Here is a 17487-nt window from a genome sequence, read left to right on the forward strand (position 1 = left end):
GCCCGCAAAGTGCGCGGGCCGATCACGATCCTGCCGTGTGCGGGGCCGCGACTCACCGAGAGGTCATCGCGGTGTAGGCGGGTCGCAGCAGATCGACGGGATTCCTGCCGCGAATCGCCGCCGGTGCTCCCGGTGCCGGAGCCAGCCGGTCGAGTGCGGGTTCGGGCGCCTCCGGAGCGTCGGGGGCGAGCGGCACGGGCCCGCCGCCCCAGAAGTCGGCGACACGGTCGTCGAGCGGCCCGTCGGGGTCCGGTGCGTCGGGGTCCGGTGCGTCGGTTCCGGTCATGCGGGCACCCCGCGTCGCCCGGCACCACACCCGCGGCACCCGCCCGTTCCGGCGACGCGCTCGCCCGGCTCCCTCATGGCTCCGCCTCCTCCGACAACGCGACGAGTTCGCGCAGCGCGTCGGCCGACATGTCGGTGAGCCACCGCTCCCCCGGCCGTGTGCGGTCGTCCCGCGTGCCGCCGACCACCGACGCGGCGAGACCGCGTTTGCCCGCGATCACCGCGTCGACGCGCTCCTCCACGGTGCCCGCGCAGACGAACTTCCGTACCTGGACGGACTGCCGCTGGCCGATACGGTACGCCCGGTCGGTGGCCTGGTCCTCGACCGCCGGGTTCCACCACCGGTCGACGTGGATCACCTGGTTCGCCGCGGTCAGGTTGAGCCCGGTGCCGCCGGCCTTCAGCGACAGCACGAACACCGAGGGCCCGCCCGCCTGGAAGCGCTCGACCAGCCGGTCGCGGCTGCGTCCGGTGATCCCGCCGTGCAGGAACAGCACCTCCGTACCGAGGCGTTCGGCCAAGTGTTCCTGCAACAGGGCGCCGAAGCGGGCGTATTGCGTGAAACACAGGGCCCTGTCGCCTTCCGCGAGTGCCTCCTCCAGGGTCGCGACGAGGCGTTCGACCTTGCCGGACCGCGCGGCGACCGGGGTGCCGCGCTCGTGCAGGAACTGCGCGGGGTGGTTGCAGATCTGTTTGAGCTTGCCGAGCGTCGCGAGGATGAGCCCTTGACGCTCGATCCCCGCCGTGTGCCGGACGCGGTGGTCCATGTCCGCGACCACCGCGCGGTACAGCCCGGCTTGTTCGGGGGTGAGCGTGCACAGCACCGTCATCTCCTGCTTCGCGGGCAGGTCCGCGGCGATCGCCGGGTCGGTCTTGTGCCGACGCAGCACGAAGGGCGCGGCGACGCGGCGCAGCGCGGCCAACGCGCTCGCGCTGCCGTTGCGTTCGATCGCGATGGCGTACGTCGCCTTGAAGCGCTCCGCGTCGCCGAACAGGCCCGGATTGGCGAAGTCGAGCACGGAGTGCAGCTCGGCGAGGCGGTTCTCGACGGGCGTGCCGGTCAACGCGACGCGGTGGTGCGCGGGCAGCGCGCGCAGTGCCCGCGATTGGCGGGTGGCGATGTTCTTGATCTGCTGCGCCTCGTCGGCGACCACCCGCCGCCACGCGACGGTGCGCAGCGTGGCGACGTCCCGATGGGCGGTCTCGTACGTGGTGACCACCAGATCGGCGTCGGCGACAGCGGTGCGGAGGTCGCCCGCGTCCCGGTGCCTCACGGAACCGTGGTGGACGACGACCCGCAACTCCGGTGCGAATCGCCGGGCTTCACGCACCCAGTTGCCGACGAGGGACATGGGGCACACGACCAGGGTCGGGCCCGCGCTGGCCGGTGGGGGCGCGAACGCCGCGTCCGCGCCCGGCGGTTGCGTCGGCGACGGGGAGCGCGCGGGCGGCGGGTGCGCGGCGGAGGCGGCGGACGGGGGTTGTCCGACATCCCGGACGCCGCCCGCGGGTTCCCCGCGTTCCGCGTGCTCCGCGCTCACCAGCGCGAGGGTCTGCACGGTCTTGCCGAGGCCCATGTCGTCGGCGAGGACGGCGCCGACGCCGAGGCGGGACATAAACGCCAGCCACTCCAGGCCGCGTTGCTGATACGGGCGCAGCGTGGCGGTGAACGTGGCCGGGAGTGACACCGGCCGGGTGCGCAACTCGTCCGCACCGGCGAGGAGTTCGCCGAGCCACGCGTCGGCGTCGACGCGGCGCACCGGGAGCCCGGCGACGGTGGCGGCCGGGTCGACCGCGATCCTGACCACCTCACCGGCCGTCATGGTGCCGGTGCCGTCGCGGGCGATGAGGTCCGCGGCGGCGGCGATGGCGCGCGGGTCGGCTTCCGTCCACTGGCCCCGAAAGCGGACCAACGGCTGTGTGGTGGCGGCCAGTTCGCGCAGTTCGTCGGCGGTCAGCACGGCGTCGCCGAGAGCGGCCTGCCACGCGAACGCGACGACCGCGTCCTGGTCGAGCAGCCCGCCGCCGGCCACCAGCCCGGGCGTGCGGGTGCGGGCGGTGAGGGTCAGGCCGAGCCGGGGCGGGTGCTGCCACCAGGTCGGCAGCAGCACGCCGAACCCGGAGGCGGCGAGGGCCGGTGCGGCGCGGCGCAGGAAGTCGAGGGCTCCGGCGCGGTCGAGGCGCACGCTGCCGGGCCGGGACTCGCGCAGCGTGGCGGCGAGCGCGGGCCACGTGCGGGACGCGCGGTCGAGGTCGGCGAGGAGCGCTTCCTGCGGCTGGTACTGCTTGCGTTCGAAGACGGCGAGCACGGGCCCGGCGTCCCACACGCGCGACGCCTCGACCAGCAGCGACGGTTCGTCGGGGGCCTGGAGCAGGATGTCGACGCGCCAGTTGTCGTCGGTCGTCCCGCCGTGGAGGTCCGCGGGATCGGGGCCGAGGGGTTCGACGAGGCGGAAGCACGTGCGCAGCGGACGGGCGGGGGCCGACTCGGTGGCGTGCCACGCGGCGAGCGCCGCGCGCAGGTCCTCGGCCTCGGCGGGGCCGGTCGCGTCGAGGCGGCCGGACGCGGTGGTGAGTGCCGCGAGCCAGTGTTCGGCCGCGGACTCGGGCGGGCGCGGCGGGCGCCCCGGCGGCAGCAGCGAGGGCATGCCGTCGAGCGCCGCGCGGGTCTCCGCGTCGACCAGCGCGGCGAGCAGGTCGTCGACCAGGGCGGTGCCGGTCACGGCGGCGGTCCGCGGCGCGTCCTCGGCGTGACCGGCCCGGCACACGGGCGGGCACGCGGCGGCCAGGGCGCGGATCAACCGCCAGTCGGTCTCGGTCGGTGCCGGGAGCCAGCGCGCGTACGCGGTCCCGTCCCGCACGGCGATGCCGGGGAGCACCCGCCCGCGCCCGACCATGCGCCACGCGAGGTCGTGTACGGCGGTCAGCCAGCGCAGCGACGCGCCGTACGGGACGTCGACCGAGCCGTCGCCGACGACCTCGGTGCGCAGCGCGGCGTGCCGGGGGTCGAACAGCGCGCCGAGCAGTTGTGCGGCCTGATCGGCGTCGAACACCAGTGCGGGCACCAGCCAGGGGCGCAGCGCGAGGCCCGGGCGCGGTCCGCGCGGCGGTTCGCCGGGCAGTTCGGGCGAGGGCCGCGGGACGCCGTCGAGCCCGGTCGGCAGGTCGATCACGAGCGCCCCGGCGGCGGCCTCCCCGACCAGCCACTCCAGCCCGGGCCCGACTCCCGCCAGCAGCGCACCGACGAGGTCGGCCGGACCGGCGCAGGGGTGCGGGCGGGCCGGCCCGGACACGGGGTCGGCGGGCTCCCCGCCGTCGGGTGCCGGGCGCGCGTCCTCGACCCACACCGCCAGGGTCCGGTTCCTCTGCCACAGCGCATGCAGAGCGAACACGAGGGCCTTTCCGTCGTACGACACGTGCCGGGGCACGCCGGTCGCGCCCGCACGGGGACACGGCGGACGCAGAGCGAGCCTAAGCGGCGCCTCCGACACGTGCGCCGCCGCGTGCGCGGGGCGCTCCCAAACCACCGGGACCATCGCTGTCGCGCATAGCGCCATCAGGTCTTGGTATTTCACTCGCCCGGGGCGAGTGACCATCATGAAGATCCGTACGGGCAACGAACGCTGGGGAGGACCGGGGCGCACACCGGGTCCGCAATTCGTCGGCTCCTTGGAGGTCTCCGCATGACCGGACAACCCAGGGGGCCTGTGTCGCCCGGCCTTCACCGGCGCCGCGACCCCGTCGGCTACCGGCGCCGCCGCGGCGGTGTGATGCCGCCCGCCGCCGCGTGTGACCGTCCTTCGACCGAGGATACCCGTCCGGCGTACCGGCCCGGGCCGCGGCCCGCCTCCGCGCACTCCGTGAACGACCGGCCGCCGCCCGCGGGTTGACGCGGGCCCGCGCCGGCCTTCCGAGCATGTCGCGGTGCCGGGTGCGAACGCCTGCCCGCGCCCGCCCCGCGCGACCCGTTTTTCAGTTTTCAGCGCTTCCGTCCGGACCGGGTTTTCGGGACCGGTTCCGGACGGCGCACGCCTGCACTCCGGAACGGTCCGTTCCGGAAACATGCCTGAGGAGGCAGCCCGTGAGATCGCGGAGAACCGTCACCACCCTCGCGGTGGTCGCTCTGCTGGCCGCCGGATGCGCCGATCGCGGCGGTTCGGGCACCGAGGGCCCGTCGGCGGCGGATCCGGCACCGGTCACCGTGTCCGCCGACTTCGGCGATCTGAAGGACGTCTGCCACACGGGGTCGCCGAAGGGCTCGCCGGCCCAGGGCGTCACCGAGAAGGAGATCAAGGTCGGCGTCGTGTCCGACGTCGGCTTCACGAAGAACTCCGAATTCCTCGACGCCGCCAAGGTGTTCACGGCGTGGTGCAACGAGGCCGGCGGGATCAACGGCCGCAAGCTCGTCGCGACCACCCACGACACCAAGATGACGGAGGTCCGGCAGCGGATCGCCGACGCCTGCCGTGAGGACTTCGTCCTCGCCGGCGGAGGCGGCGCGCTCGACGGCATGGGCGTCAAGGACCGGCTGTCGTGCCTGCTGCCGGACTTCGCCGCGCAGGTCACGCAGGCCGAGGCGGACGGCTCGGACCTGCAGATACGCACCCAGGCCCGGGCCATCACGTACGCGCCGTACGCCGGGTTCTACCGGTGGCTGCTCCAGGAGGCCTACCCGGCGTCGGCCGGCTCGCTCGGCATCATCGTCGGCGACTCGCCGTCGGTGAAGGCCACGGGCGCGAAGGTCGTCGAAAGCATGGAGGCCGCGGGCGGAACCGTCGGCTACCAGGACCTCTTCCCCGCGGCCGGTGTCTCCGACTGGACGCCGTACGCGCAGAGCATCAAGAACAAGAACGTGCGCGGACTGGTCTTCTACGGCCAGTACGCGCAACTGGCCAAGCTGGAACAGTCGCTGACGAACATCGGCTACAAGCTCGACTGGATCGACGCCAACAACAACGCCTACACCCCGGCGTTCCTCGAACTCGTCGGCGACCAAACGCTCGCGGCCCAGAACAACGTCGCCGACCTCAGCGGCATCAACGCGCTGGAGAACGCCGCGGCGAGCCCCGCGACGCAGAAGGTCGTCGACCTGTTCGCGAAATACGCCCCGAACGCACCGGTGACGCTGCCCGTCCTGCGGGCGTTCTCGTCCTGGCTCGTCTTCGCCAAGTCGGCCGCGAGCTGCGGCGACGACCTCACGCGCACGTGCGTGTACGAGGCGGCCCGCACCGAGAAGGCCTGGACGGCCGGCGGGCTCCAGGCACCGGTCGACCTGTCGAACAACGACACCCCGGTCTCGTGTTTCAACGTCGTCCAGGCGACCCCGGACGGCTGGAGGATCCCCGACTTCAGACCCGACAGCGGGCCCTACCGCTGCGACGCGCCCGCGGTCAAGCTCACCGGGGCGTACACCGGGCCCGTGACCCTCGCCGATGTCGGCAAGAGTCCCGCGGACCTCAAGTAGCGGTGCGGCGTCGCGGTGTCCCGCGTGCGCGCGGGACACCGCGACGCCCGGTCACGGGCCCGCGGGCGCCTCGCGAGCGGCAGGCTCCTGCCCCTCCCCTCCGCCGGAGGCCTCGGCGCCGTCGGACGTACCGGGCGCGGCACCGTCGGCCAGCAGCGCGAAAGCCCGCACGGCCGCCTCGCGGGCCAGCAGGCGCAGGGCCTCGGGATCCACCCCCGGTCCGCCCGGGACATCCGGCATGTCCCCCGGAGACTCGGGCGGCGGCGGGAGGACGGGCAGCGCCGCCGGGACGGCCGCGTACACGTCCGCGGCCGGCAGCGGCGGACGGCCGGCGGTTTCCGCGGGCCGCGAGGTGGCCGCGCCGCGCCGCTGGAGGGCGCCGAGAAACCGCTCCTCGCCGAGGCCGCGCATCAGGAGCAGGACGAAGGGGTCGGTGTCGAGCAGCCACGCCGCCTGGTACGCGAGCGCCGCGGCGTGCCGGCACGGGTGGCCCCAGTCGTCGCAGTCGCACGAGGGGTCCAGGTCGCCGATGCCCGGCAGCAGCGGCACCCCGACGTCCTCGGCCGCGGCGGCCAGGTCGTGGGGCATGTCGCGGTCGACCAGCGCCGCGACGTGGCCCGCGCTCGCGGCCACCTGGTCGAGGAAGAGGTCCCACTGCCGCGAGGTGAGCGGCTGGACGAGCTGCACGGTGCGGTGGACGTCGCCGCTCTCGCCGTACACCGGTGCGCTGAGCCGCCCGGGGCTGACCGTGATGGTCCCGACCCGCCCGGAGTAGGCGTACCTGCGACCGCTTTTGAGTGCTTTCCCGTCGAGGGCGGAGTCCTCCACGGCCTGGATCCACGCGCGGCCCCACCACGACCGGGCGAAGGCCCGGCCGCCGTGGCGGCCCGCGGGGAAGGCGGCGAACCCGCGCGCCTCGTCACGCGCGGCGGGGGTGTCACGGGCGTCGTCCCGGGTCACGGCATGCTCCTCAAGGCGACCAGATCGGCCAGTTCGGCATCGGTCAGTTCGGCGAGTCCGGCCTCGGCCTCCCCCGGGCGCAGCACCGCGTCGGCGAGCGCGCGCTTGGCCGCGAGCATGTCCGCGATGCGGTCCTCGACGGTGCCTTCCGCGATCAGCCGGTGCACCTGCACCGGGCGGGTCTGCCCGATGCGGTACGCGCGGTCGGTGGCCTGGTCCTCGACCGCCGGGTTCCACCAGCGGTCGTAGTGCACGACGTGGTCGGCGCGCGTGAGGTTGAGGCCGGTTCCGGCGGCCTTGAGCGACAGCAGGAACACGGGGGCCTCGCCGTCCTGGAACCGCCGCACCATCTCCTCGCGGCGGGCGACCGGCGTTCCGCCGTGCAGCAGTTGGCTGCCGACGCCGCGTGCGTCGAGGTGGCGTTCAAGCAGGCGGGCCATCGCGACGTACTGCGTGAAGACCAGGACCGCGCCGTCCTCGGTGGTGATGGTGTCGACGAGTTCGTCGAGCAGTTCGAGCTTGCCGGAACGCCCGTCCGGGCCGGTTTCGGGTTCGTTCAGATAGTGCGCGGGATGGTTGCAGATCTGTTTGAGCGCGGTCAGGAGCTTGACCACGCGCCCGCGCCGCGTCATGCCGGTGGTCCCGGCGATCTCCGCCATGAGTTCGCGTACCGCCGCCTCGTAGAGCGCGGCCTGTTCCGGGGTGAGCGCGACCGGGCGGTCGGTCTCCGTCTTGCGCGGGAGTTCGGGGGCGATACCCGGATCGGATTTGCGGCGCCGCAGCAGGAACGGCCGGATCAGGCGCGCGAACCGCTCGGCCGCCGCGGGGTCCGTCCCCGACTCGACGGGCGCCGCCCAGCGCGTACGGAACGCCGCGAGCGAACCGAGGAGGCCGGGGGTCGTCCAGTCGAGGACCGCCCACAGCTCGGACAGGTTGTTCTCGACCGGCGTGCCGGTCAGCGCGACGCGCGCCGCGGCGGGGATGCGGCGCAGCTCCTTCGCGGTCCCGGACTGCGGGTTCTTCACGTGCTGCGCCTCGTCGGCGACCACCAGACCCCATGGCAGACCCCATGGGGTGGCGGCGAGTTGGGGCGCGTCGCGGCGCATCGTGCCGTACGTCGTGAGCACGAAGCCGTCGGCGAGGCCGGCGAGGTCGCGGCCGGTGCCGTGGAAGCGCCGCACATCGGTGCCCGGTGCGAAGCGGCGGATCTCGCGCTCCCAGTTGCCGAGGAGCGAGGCGGGGCAGACCACGAGGGTGGGCCCGGCGGTCGCTTCGTCCCGCTGCCGGTGCAAATGCAGCGCGATGAGGGTGACCGTCTTGCCGAGGCCCATGTCGTCGGCGAGGCAGCCGCCGAGGCCGAGTTCGGTCATGCGGGCGAGCCAGCGCAGGCCGCGCAGCTGGTAGTCGCGCAGCGTCGCGGCGAGGGCGGCGGGGGCGGTGATCGGCTCGGCGCCCGCGTCGGGGTCGGCGATGCGCTCGCGGAGGGTGCGCAGGATGCCCTCGGCGTCGACCGCGACGCGCGTGCCGTCGATCTCGGCGCTGCCGGTCAGGGCGGCGCCGAGCGCGTCGAGCGCGGACCCGGTCGCGAGGTCGCGTTCGCGGGCCCGGCGCAGGAACTCGGGGTCGACGAGGGTCCATTGGTCGCGGAGCCGGACGATCGGGCGCTTGGCCTCGGCGAGCGCGTCCATCTCGGCGTCGGTCAGGTCGCTGCCGCCGACCGCGAGCCGCCAGCGGAAGGCGAAGGCCGCGCCGCCGCCGAAGAACGACGGCAGGCCGGATGCCGCGGGCTCGGCGGTCGGGCCGCCGACGACGGCCGTGGCGGTGAGCCCGCGTGCGAACCGCTTGGGCCAGTGGACGTCCACGCCGGCGGCGGCCAGGCGCGCGGCGGCCGGGCCGAGCAGTTCGCCGAGTTCGTCGTCGGCGAGGTCGAGCGCGTCGGGTACGGCGCGGCGCAGCAGGCGTTCGAGGGCGGGCCAGGCGTCGGCGGCGCGGCGTACCGCGACAGTGGCGTCGAGCCGGGCACGGGGGCCGAGGCGGGCGATGGCGCGCCGCGTGCGGGTCGCCGGGTCGTCGGTGTCGCGGTCGGTGTCCGCGGTGTCGGCGGCGGTGTCGGCGGCCTCGCCCGGGGTGTCCGCCCACAGGTCGGCCGCGTCGACGACGAGCGTCGGGTCGGCGAGGCTGTGCAGTTGGACGACGACGCGGAAGCCGTGCGGGACGTCGTCGCCGTCGGTCTCCGGGGCCTCGACGCGCAGGGACGCCCGCAGCCCGGCGTCGAGCCCGGCCGCCACCTCGTCGGCCCACGGGCGCAATTGCGGGACCCGCACGGGCGCGGTGCGCGCGGCGAACAGCGGCGTTCCGGCGGCACGCGCGGCGGCGGAGGTGCGCGGCATCGTGTCCGCGACCGCGTCGAGCAGCCCGCGCACCAGGTCCTCGGCGTCGGCGAGTTCGAGGAGCGTGCCGGCTCCGGCCGCGGGCCCGCCGTCGTGCGGGACCGCGCGGGCCTCGGGGGGCATGGCCCGGGCCAGGTCGCGGATCCGGGCGATGTCGGGGGCGTCCAGCGGGCCGACCCGCCACGCGTCGAAGTCGCCGGGGGTGACCCCCGGCAACAGCCTTCCGCGCGCGACGAGTTGGAGGGCGGTGACGCAGACCGCGCCCCAGAACGCCGCCGCCGGGTGCGCACCCGGGTTGGTGCGGGCGCGGGAGAGCACGGGCAGCGCGGCGGCGACGGGCAGGCGTACGGCGGGCACGGTCCGGCGCGCCACCGCGCCGGTCGCGGGGTCGGGCACGGCGACGGTCAGCTCGATGCCCTCGCCCGCCGCCTCCGGGAGGTCGACGCCATCGGGGCTCCAGAAGACGAGGTGGGCGTCGCGCGGCGGGTCCGCGGCGGCGAACACGGGGGCGCAGCGGACGAGCGCCGCGGCGTCGCCGGGGGTGACGGACGCGTCGGGGGTACTGCCGGTGGTGCCGATCCCCATGCGGGGCCTCCAGGGTGGTTCGTCGCGACCGCGTACGGGACTCCATCAGGACTCCGTACAACGTACGGTACATTGTACGGAGATCCAACACGCGCCCGACGCCCCTCCCTTCCCGGCCGCCCGATCAGCCCCCGGCCCGCTCCGCGACCAGGCGTTCGACACCGTCGAGCAGGCGGGCGAGGCCGAACTCGAAGCCCTCGTCCGGCGCGACCTCGAACGCGCCGGACGCCCACACGCCGTACAGCGTCGGATAGCGCGACTGCTGGATGAACCGCTCCAGCGACGGCGTCGCGCGCTCCCACCAGTCGTCGTAGTCGACCCCCGAGTCGCGGGTGGCGACGCGCAGGTCGGCGGTGATCTGCGCGACGCCGCGCACATAGCCGTCCACCAGGTTGACCACGTCGACCATCTCGCGCGGCGTCAGCCCGATACCGGACACGGCCTTCATCGCGAACTCGCCGCGCGCGGTCTCGCCGGGGCCCATGAGCATCAGGCCGGGCACCGACAGCGAGACCACCCACGGGTGGCGCAGCGCCACCGCGCGGTCGGCGCGCGCGTGCAGTTCCAGGGCCTCGCGCCACGTGCCCGCGAAGTCGTCGGGGCGCTCGCCCTCGGTCAGGACGGTGTCGAGCATGAGGTTGAGCAGTTCGTCCTTGCCCGGGACGTAGGTGTAGAGCGACATCGTGCCGACCCCCAGCCGCTCCGCGACCTTGCGCATCGACAGCGTGGGCACGCCGGCCTCGTCCGCGAGCGCGACGGCCGCGGCGACGATGCGGTCGACGGTGAGCCCCGGCTTGGGCCCGCGCGCGGGGGGCTCCTTGCCGCGCCACAGGAGCGCGAGCGTCCGGGCGGGGTCGGAGCGACCGGTCTTCTCGGCTGCCATGTGACCTTCCTCACCAAAATTCCGTACGGTGTACGGTCGACGTCGCACGGCCGCGACCGTACAGTGTACGGAGAAGTCGTACACCGTACATAGTTTAGGAGGCACATCGCGTGACCGCCGTGACCAGGGCCCCCGCCGAGGCCGTCCACGACGCGGGCCGCGCCCCCGCGATCCGGGCGGAAGGGCTCCGCAAGCACTACCGCGACCGCCCGGCGCTCGACGGATTCGACCTCACCGTGCCGAGCGGCACCGTCCACGGCCTGCTCGGACCCAACGGCGCCGGCAAGACCACCGCCGTGCGCGTCCTGACCACGCTGCTGCGCGCCGACGGCGGCCACGCCGAGGTCGCCGGACACGACGTGGCCCGGCACCCCGCCGAGGTCCGCCGCCGCATCGGGCTCGTCGGCCAGCACGCCGCGCTCGACGACATCCTGGACGGCCGGGCCAACCTGGAGATGTTCGGACGCCTCCACCACCTCCCCCGGCGCACCGCCCGGGCCCGCGCGACCGAACTCCTCGACCGCTTCCGCCTCGCCGACACCGGCCGCAAACCCGTCGCCGCCTACTCCGGCGGCATGCGGCGCCGCCTGGACCTCGCGGCCGGCATGATCCTCTCCCCCGCCGTGATCTTCCTGGACGAGCCGACCACCGGGCTCGACCCCGCCTCCCGCACCGAAGTCTGGGAGTGCGTACGGTCGTTGGCCGAGGCCGGCACCACCGTGCTGCTGACCACGCAGTACCTGGAGGAGGCCGACCGCCTCGCCGACACCGTCACCGTCGTGGACCACGGCCGCGTGATCGCACGCGGCACCCCCGACACCCTCAAGGCCCGCCTCGGCGGCGACCGCATCGACGTCGTCGTCCCCCACGACCACCAACTCGCCCCCGCCGCGGCCCTGTTGGCCCGCGTCTGCGGCACGGACGCGGTCGAGACGGACCCCCGCCGCCGACGCGCGGGCGCACCCGTCCGCGACCGCGTCGCGGCCCTCACCGCGGTGGCCGTCGCGCTGCGCGACGCCGGCATCGACGCCGACGACATCGCGCTGCGCCGACCCACGCTGGACGAGGTGTTCATCGACCTCACCGGCCACCCCACGGGCGGCCACACCCCCGCCGATCCCGCCCCGGCGCCGGACGCGAAAGAGGAGTCATGACCGCCCCCACCACGGCCGTACCCGCCGCCGGACCGCTCGCCCCGCTCCCGCCGCCGGTACCCCGCGGCGCCGCGGCCCGCCTGCGCCGGTCGGTCGCCGACACCTGGACGCTCACCCTGCGCACGTTCCGGCACTGGGCGCGGCAACCCGGCGCGCTGCTGCTCACCCTGCTGTTCCCGGTGCTGCTCGTCCTGATGTTCGGCTACCTGTTCGGCGGCCAGATGCGGGTCCCGGGCGGCGGCGGATACCGCGAGTTCCTGATGCCCGGGATGTTCGCGATGACCATGGTGTTCGGCGTCGAGTCGACCTTCACCGCGGTCGCCGCGGACGCCGCACGAGGCGTGACCGACCGGTTCCGCTCGCTGCCGATCGCGCCGTCCGCCGTGGTCGCGGGCCGGTGTGTCGCCGACATGCTCAACACCGTCGCGGCACTCGCGGTCATGGTGGTGTGCGGGCGGCTCGTGGGCTGGAACTGGCACGAAGGCGCCGCCCGCGCGCTCGGCGCCTTCGCACTCCTTCTGGCACTGCGGTTCGCGCTGCTGTGGGTCGGCATCCACCTCGCCCTGGTCTCCGGCAACCCCGAGTCCGTCGTCGCGATCCAGATCCTGGTGTGGCCGCTGGGCTTCCTGTCGAACACCTTCGCCGCCCCCGAGTCGATGCCCGGCTGGCTGGGCGCGATCGCCGCGTGGAACCCGCTCTCCGCGACCGTCGCGGCGACGCGCGAACTGTTCGGCAACCCGGGCTGGGGCGGCGACTCGTTCGCGGCCCGCCACGCGATCGAACTCGCCGTCGCCTGGCCGGTGGTGATCACCCTCGTCTTCCTTCCGGCCGCGGTCCGCAAATACGCCCGGCTCGACCGCTGAGTCCGCCTGGCGCTCACGATGTCCGTACCAGGCGGCACACTTGGACGCATGACGTCACGCGGCTCCACGCTCTTCGACACCGCGATCGGCCGGTGCGGCATCGCGTGGGGTGCGCGTGGCGTCACCGCCGTGCGGCTGCCCGAGCGCGACGACGACACCACCCGCGCCCGCCTGCCCGAGGGCCACCCCCCGGCCGACCCACCGCCCGAGGTCCGCGACGCGATCGCGGGCATGCGCGCGCTGCTGCGGGGCGAGCCGCGCGATCTGGCCGACATCGTCCTCGACCTCGACGGCGTACCGGAGTTCCACCAGCGCGTCTACGCCGTGGCCCGGACCATCCCGCCGGGCCGCACCCTGACCTACGGCGACGTCGCCCGCCGCCTCGGCATGCCCGGCGCGGCCCGCGCGGTCGGCCACGCCCTGGGCCGCAACCCGTGCGCGATCGTCGTGCCCTGCCACCGCGTCCTCGCCGCCGGCGGCGCCTCCGGAGGCTTCTCGGCACACGGCGGCATCCACACCAAGTGGCGCATGCTCACCATCGAAAACGCCCCAGAGGCCCCTCAACCCACACTGTTCTAGGTCCCCACCGGTGCGATCGAACGCTCCGGGCCCTGTCGTGGGGTGGGCGGGGTTCCGGTCCGGGAGCGAGGTCTCGGTCGCTCCCCCGGCGTCGCGGCAGCGTGGTTGCGGCCTTGTGGTGGTGGCAGTGCGCAGGGGATCAGCCGCGGAATCGAGCAGGCGCCGACCTCGTCGCACGTGTGCGCGCCCTCGGGCTTCGTTCGCCGGGGAACGGTTTCGGGCGTGGTTGGTGGACGGGGTGGTCGGGTTTGTGGGGGTCGGCGGGGTCAGAGGTTGGGAGGGCGGCCCTCGTAGGGCGTGCTCAGGACGACGGTGGTGCGTGTCGAGACGTTGGCCGCCGCGCGGATCTTCGCGAGCAGGGTCTCCAGGTCGCCCGGTTCGCCGACCCGGACCTTGAGGATGTAGCTCTCGTCGCCGGCGACGCTGTGGCACGCCTCCACCTCGGCGAGGCCCGCGAGCCGGTCGGGGGCGTCGTCCGGGGCGGCCGGGTCGATCGGTTTGACCGAGATGAACGCGGTCAACGGCAGGCCCAACGCGTCCGGGTCGACGACGGCGCCGTACCCCCGGATCACCCCGCGCTGTTCGAGCCTGCGGACGCGCTGATGCGCCGCCGAGGTCGACAGGCCGGTGGCCTTGCCCAGGTCGGTGTAGCTCATGCGACCGTCCTGGACAAGTAGCCGGACGATCTGTCGGTCGAGGTCCTCCACAGCGTAGAACCTAGGGCATCGGCGGCGTTCCGACATGATCGGAGTCGCCGCACGACAAAAAGCACCTCCGGAGTCGGTGGCCGGCGTAGAGCACAGCCGGAGTCGGTGGCCGGCATAGAACACAGCCGGAGTCGGTGGCCGGCATAGAACACAGCCGGAGTCGGTGGCCGGCATAGAACACAGCCGGAGTCGGTGGCCGGTGTCCAGCACAACCGGAGTCGGCCGCCGACACATGGCGTGGTGGGAGTCGTGGGTCGGTGAGGAGCACAGCCGGAGGTCGGGGCTCGGCGCGAGACGGGTGGACGTTTCGCGCGCGTCCGAACAAATATCCGACCGGCCCGTTATTGCACGGCTACCCTGGGGCCTCATGACGGCACCGGCCCGCCTCCCCGCGCTCGAACAACTCGACCGTGCGCTGCTGAGCGTCGCGTCCCAGGAGAGCACGTCCGCCTCGCGCGCCCGCCAACTGCGCTGGGTGGCAGGCGAGTTGCGGCGGGCGGTGATGCGCGAGGGGTTTCCCGCCGAGGCGCGTGCGTCGCTCGCCGCGCTGTTCGAGGCCGGCCCGGTCGGCGTCTACCTCGACTGGGCGGCCCGCGGCGACCTGCGCGCCCGCGCCACGGCCGGGCCCGGCACGTCGACCGTCGCCAGCATCCGGGTGCGGATGGACTGCCTCGAAATCCTCGCGCGCGCCGGGAGCGTGCCCGTCGCGCTGCCCGAGCGCCCGGCCATGCAGGAACTCAGGGAACCCGTCGGCTCCCGGCAGCGCTCGCTGCTGCAGAGCTGGCTGGAGGCGGGCGCCGACCGCCCCGGCGCCGGAGCGGGCCGCGTACGCCTGTTCGCACTCGTCGGCATGGTGCTCGACACCGGCGCCCGGGTCGGCGAGTTGTGCGCGCTCAGGCTCGACGACCTCGCCCCGGACCTCACCACCGTCACGGTCGTGCGGCGCCCCCAGGCCCGCTCGATCGCGGCGCCCACCACCGAGGTGCACGAACTGTCGGCGCACACCCGGGCCGCACTCCAGCGCTGGCTCGACGTGCGCGAGGAGCTGATCGTCGACGTCGTGGGCAGTACGACCGCCCTGTGGGTCTCGGTCCGCGGCAACCACGCCGGCGTCCTCGACGCCGACGGCCAGGCCCGCCTGCGACCGCCCGGCATGCCGCTGATGCCGCGCGGCCTGGCCCGCGCCTACACGAAGACCGTCGTGCAGGTGAACGCCGACATGGTCGGACAGCCCGGCTGGGAGCCCCTGCCGTACCGGCTGGAGCAGCTGCGCCGCGCGATCGAGCCCCAGCCGCTGGAGGCGGTCAAGCCGCATATGGGCTGAACCGGCAGCGCCATGTCCTGAATTGTCATCACCAAAAGCCCCCGAAGGGCACGGGTGTTCGAGGCGGGACGATTCGCCCGCATCCGGAGGGCTGCGCTCCGTCGGTCCGCGCGGCTATGGTCGGCGCAGCGGGACGACCCGGGACGTACGGGTACGTCCGCGCAGGCGACAGGGGGATCCCCGTGAGCGAGCGCACCGACCGAATAAACGCCGTCCCCACCCGGAACGAGGTGCCCGGATGAGCAGCGTCACCCTCGATCTCGTCGGCCCGTCCGAGGCCCCGGTGCCGGCCGCGGCGGGCGAAGTCGAAGGCGCCCCGGCGCCGCCGACCGACGACGCGACCGGCTCGACGGGCGCGGCCGACGCACCAAACACCCACGAGCCGCCGGATCCGGGCCCACCGCACACCGGCGGCGTCTCCGAGGAGACCGCGGACGCCCCCGCCTCGGACACCCGCCCGGCTTCCGCCCGCCTGCGCTGCGCGACGTGCGGGACGCTGGTCTTCGCCGAAACCCCCATACGCGATCCGCGGGCCGGTGCCGCGGCGGTCCCGCCGCCCGACCCCGCGGACGACCGGGTCGACCCCGCGCCCGCGCCGACGTGGCGCGTTCCGGTGCACGCCGGGCTCCCGGACCCCGTCGACCCGTTCGCGGCCCGCCCGTGCCCGGGGGTCGGCGCGGCGGCCGAGCCTCAGGAGGACGGGCTCGTCGCCCCGGACACGGCCCCGGCACCGCCCCCGACGCTCCTGCCCCTCGGACTGCACTGGCGCGACCAGCCGTTCTCGCACGTCCGGGCCTGACGCGACGACCCCCACGGCAACCGCGAGGCACGCCGCCGCGGTTCGCGGCCCGACCGCTCGACGGGCCGACCCGGCGCCGCGGCACGGCGGAACGACCGGCGTTCGCCGCGTCGCGTGGTGGCGTACGGCCGCCGTCCTCGCCACTCGGCGGTGACCGCCACCATCGAGGCCTCCGGGAACCGGCCCGCGACCGTGCGGTCCTCGGGGCACCGACGCGTCCGGCGATCCCCCGCCGGTGCCGGTGGCGCCGCGGGCACCGCGGGTGGCGCACGCGCGGGGCCGGCCCGCGCCCGCCGTCAGGCGCCGACGATCGCCAGCTCGTGCGGGCGGCGGTTCATGGGTTCGCCGTCGTTGTCCCGGCACACGACGATGTCCTCGATACGGGCGCCGTGCTTGCCGGGCAGGTAGATCCCCGGCTCGACGGAGAAGGCCATGCCGGGCTCCAGCGGGCGCGGCGACCCTTCGACGATGTACGGCTCCTCGTGCGTCTCCAGGCCGATGCCGTGGCCGGTGCGGTGCACGAAGTACTCGCCGAACCCGGCGTCGGCGATGATGTCGCGGCCCACGGCGTCGAGTTGCTCCGCCGTGATGCCCGGGCGCACGGCCGCGCACTGCGCGCGCTGCGCCCGCAGCAGCACCTCGTAGGAGGCCGCGAAGTCGGCGGGCGGCTCGCCGACGCAGTACGTGCGCGTCTCGTCGGAGCAGTAGCCGTCCTCCGTGGTCCCGCCGATGTCGACGACGACGGGGTCGCCCTCGCGGATGACCCGGTCGGACACGTCGTGGTGCGGGCTGGCGCCGTTGGGGCCGGACGCGACGATGACGAAGTCGACCCGGACGTGGCCCTCCGCGATGATCGCGTCGGCGATGTCGCGGCCGACCTCGCGCTCGGTGCGTCCCGCGCGCAGCAGGTCGCCGACGCGCGCGTGCACGCGGTCGATCGCGGCGCCGGCCACCCGCAGCGCCTCGACCTCCGCGGGCGTCTTGCGCATCCGCATCTCGCGCAACACCCCGCCCGCGAGGGCCTGTTCGACCCCGGGGAACACGCGGCGGAAGTCGAGCAGTTTCTCGGCCCACATGTGGTTGTCGACGCCGACGCGGGCGGGACGGCCCGGCAGGCGGCGGGCGATCAGCGCGTACGGGTCGTCGGTCTCGGCCCAGCCGGTGATCTCGATGCCGAGCCGCGCGGCCGGCGACGCCTCGGCCGCGGGTTTCTCCAGCCCCGGGACGACGAGGAACGCGTCGCCGTCGGCGGGTACGACGAGGCAGGTCAGACGCTCCAAGGGCAGCGCCGCGTACCCGGTGAGGTAGCGCAGGTCGGCGCCCGGCGTGATGAGAAGCGCGTCAAGCCCGGCCGCGGCGGCGGCTTTCGCGGCGGCGGCGAGGCGGTCGGTGGGGTACAGCTCGGAGTTATCGCTCACGCCCCAAATCTAGTGCGGCGCCCGGCGCGGGTCGCCGGTTTCTCCGCCCACCGGCACCGGACGCCGACGGCAGCCT

At 74.7% G+C, this 17487-nt stretch carries 13 protein-coding genes; 6 read left to right on the plus strand and 7 right to left on the minus strand.

Going from position 1 to position 17487, the window contains the following annotated elements:
* Positions 1 to 52: 52 nt before the first annotated feature.
* On the minus strand, positions 53 to 286 hold the full coding sequence (locus LO772_RS05235; RefSeq protein ID WP_231777180.1) for a hypothetical protein: 234 nt from the start codon (positions 284 to 286) through the stop codon (positions 53 to 55).
* A 73-nt stretch (positions 287 to 359) separates the two neighbouring features.
* Complete coding sequence (locus LO772_RS05240) at positions 360 to 3677, minus strand: DEAD/DEAH box helicase (protein WP_231777181.1); 3318 nt, start codon at positions 3675 to 3677, stop codon at positions 360 to 362.
* Positions 3678 to 4366: 689 nt separating this feature from the next.
* Here LO772_RS05240 and LO772_RS05245 point away from each other — a divergent pair.
* Positions 4367 to 5749: an ABC transporter substrate-binding protein gene (locus tag LO772_RS05245; RefSeq protein WP_231777182.1), complete on the plus strand. Its 1383-nt coding sequence runs from the start codon at positions 4367 to 4369 to the stop codon at positions 5747 to 5749.
* Between the two features lie 51 nt (positions 5750 to 5800).
* Here the strand turns inward: LO772_RS05245 and LO772_RS05250 are convergent, their stop codons facing one another.
* The 3 genes from LO772_RS05250 to LO772_RS05260 form a co-directional block, all read right to left on the minus strand.
* On the minus strand, positions 5801 to 6709 hold the full coding sequence (locus tag LO772_RS05250; protein WP_231777183.1) for an SWIM zinc finger family protein: 909 nt from the start codon (positions 6707 to 6709) through the stop codon (positions 5801 to 5803).
* On the minus strand, positions 6706 to 9684 hold the full coding sequence (locus LO772_RS05255) for a DEAD/DEAH box helicase (protein ID WP_231777184.1): 2979 nt from the start codon (positions 9682 to 9684) through the stop codon (positions 6706 to 6708). The genes LO772_RS05250 and LO772_RS05255 overlap by 4 nt, the downstream gene beginning before the upstream one ends.
* A gap of 124 nt (positions 9685 to 9808) precedes the next feature.
* Positions 9809 to 10567 (minus strand): TetR/AcrR family transcriptional regulator, encoded by a 759-nt coding sequence (locus LO772_RS05260; RefSeq protein WP_231777185.1) that lies wholly within the window; start codon positions 10565 to 10567, stop codon positions 9809 to 9811.
* A 110-nt stretch (positions 10568 to 10677) separates the two neighbouring features.
* Between LO772_RS05260 and LO772_RS05265 the strand changes: the two genes are divergently transcribed.
* From LO772_RS05265 to LO772_RS05275, 3 genes are read left to right on the plus strand one after another with little or no spacing between them, the layout of a single operon-like run.
* Positions 10678 to 11721: an ATP-binding cassette domain-containing protein gene (locus LO772_RS05265; RefSeq protein WP_231777186.1), complete on the plus strand. Its 1044-nt coding sequence runs from the start codon at positions 10678 to 10680 to the stop codon at positions 11719 to 11721.
* On the plus strand, positions 11718 to 12584 hold the full coding sequence (locus tag LO772_RS05270; protein ID WP_231777187.1) for an ABC transporter permease: 867 nt from the start codon (positions 11718 to 11720) through the stop codon (positions 12582 to 12584). Before LO772_RS05265 ends, LO772_RS05270 begins: the two co-directional genes overlap by 4 nt.
* A gap of 48 nt (positions 12585 to 12632) precedes the next feature.
* Complete coding sequence (locus tag LO772_RS05275; protein ID WP_231777188.1) at positions 12633 to 13163, plus strand: methylated-DNA--[protein]-cysteine S-methyltransferase; 531 nt, start codon at positions 12633 to 12635, stop codon at positions 13161 to 13163.
* A gap of 266 nt (positions 13164 to 13429) precedes the next feature.
* On the opposite strand, the gene LO772_RS05280 is transcribed toward LO772_RS05275, so the two are convergent.
* Entirely contained in the window at positions 13430 to 13870 is a 441-nt protein-coding gene (locus LO772_RS05280; protein WP_231777189.1) for an Lrp/AsnC family transcriptional regulator, read from the minus strand.
* Between the two features lie 367 nt (positions 13871 to 14237).
* On the opposite strand from LO772_RS05280, the gene LO772_RS05285 reads away from it, so the two are divergent.
* Both LO772_RS05285 and LO772_RS05290 read left to right on the plus strand, forming a co-directional pair.
* Positions 14238 to 15194 (plus strand): hypothetical protein, encoded by a 957-nt coding sequence (locus LO772_RS05285; protein ID WP_231777190.1) that lies wholly within the window; start codon positions 14238 to 14240, stop codon positions 15192 to 15194.
* A 238-nt stretch (positions 15195 to 15432) separates the two neighbouring features.
* Positions 15433 to 15993 (plus strand): hypothetical protein, encoded by a 561-nt coding sequence (locus LO772_RS05290; protein ID WP_231777191.1) that lies wholly within the window; start codon positions 15433 to 15435, stop codon positions 15991 to 15993.
* Positions 15994 to 16289: 296 nt separating this feature from the next.
* Here the strand turns inward: LO772_RS05290 and LO772_RS05295 are convergent, their stop codons facing one another.
* Positions 16290 to 17411, minus strand: coding sequence for a M24 family metallopeptidase (locus LO772_RS05295; RefSeq protein ID WP_231777192.1), 1122 nt, complete (start codon positions 17409 to 17411; stop codon positions 16290 to 16292).
* Positions 17412 to 17487 lie beyond the last annotated feature (76 nt).

The organism is Yinghuangia sp. ASG 101 (assembly GCF_021165735.1).
Taxonomy (GTDB): Bacteria; Actinomycetota; Actinomycetes; order Streptomycetales; family Streptomycetaceae; genus Yinghuangia.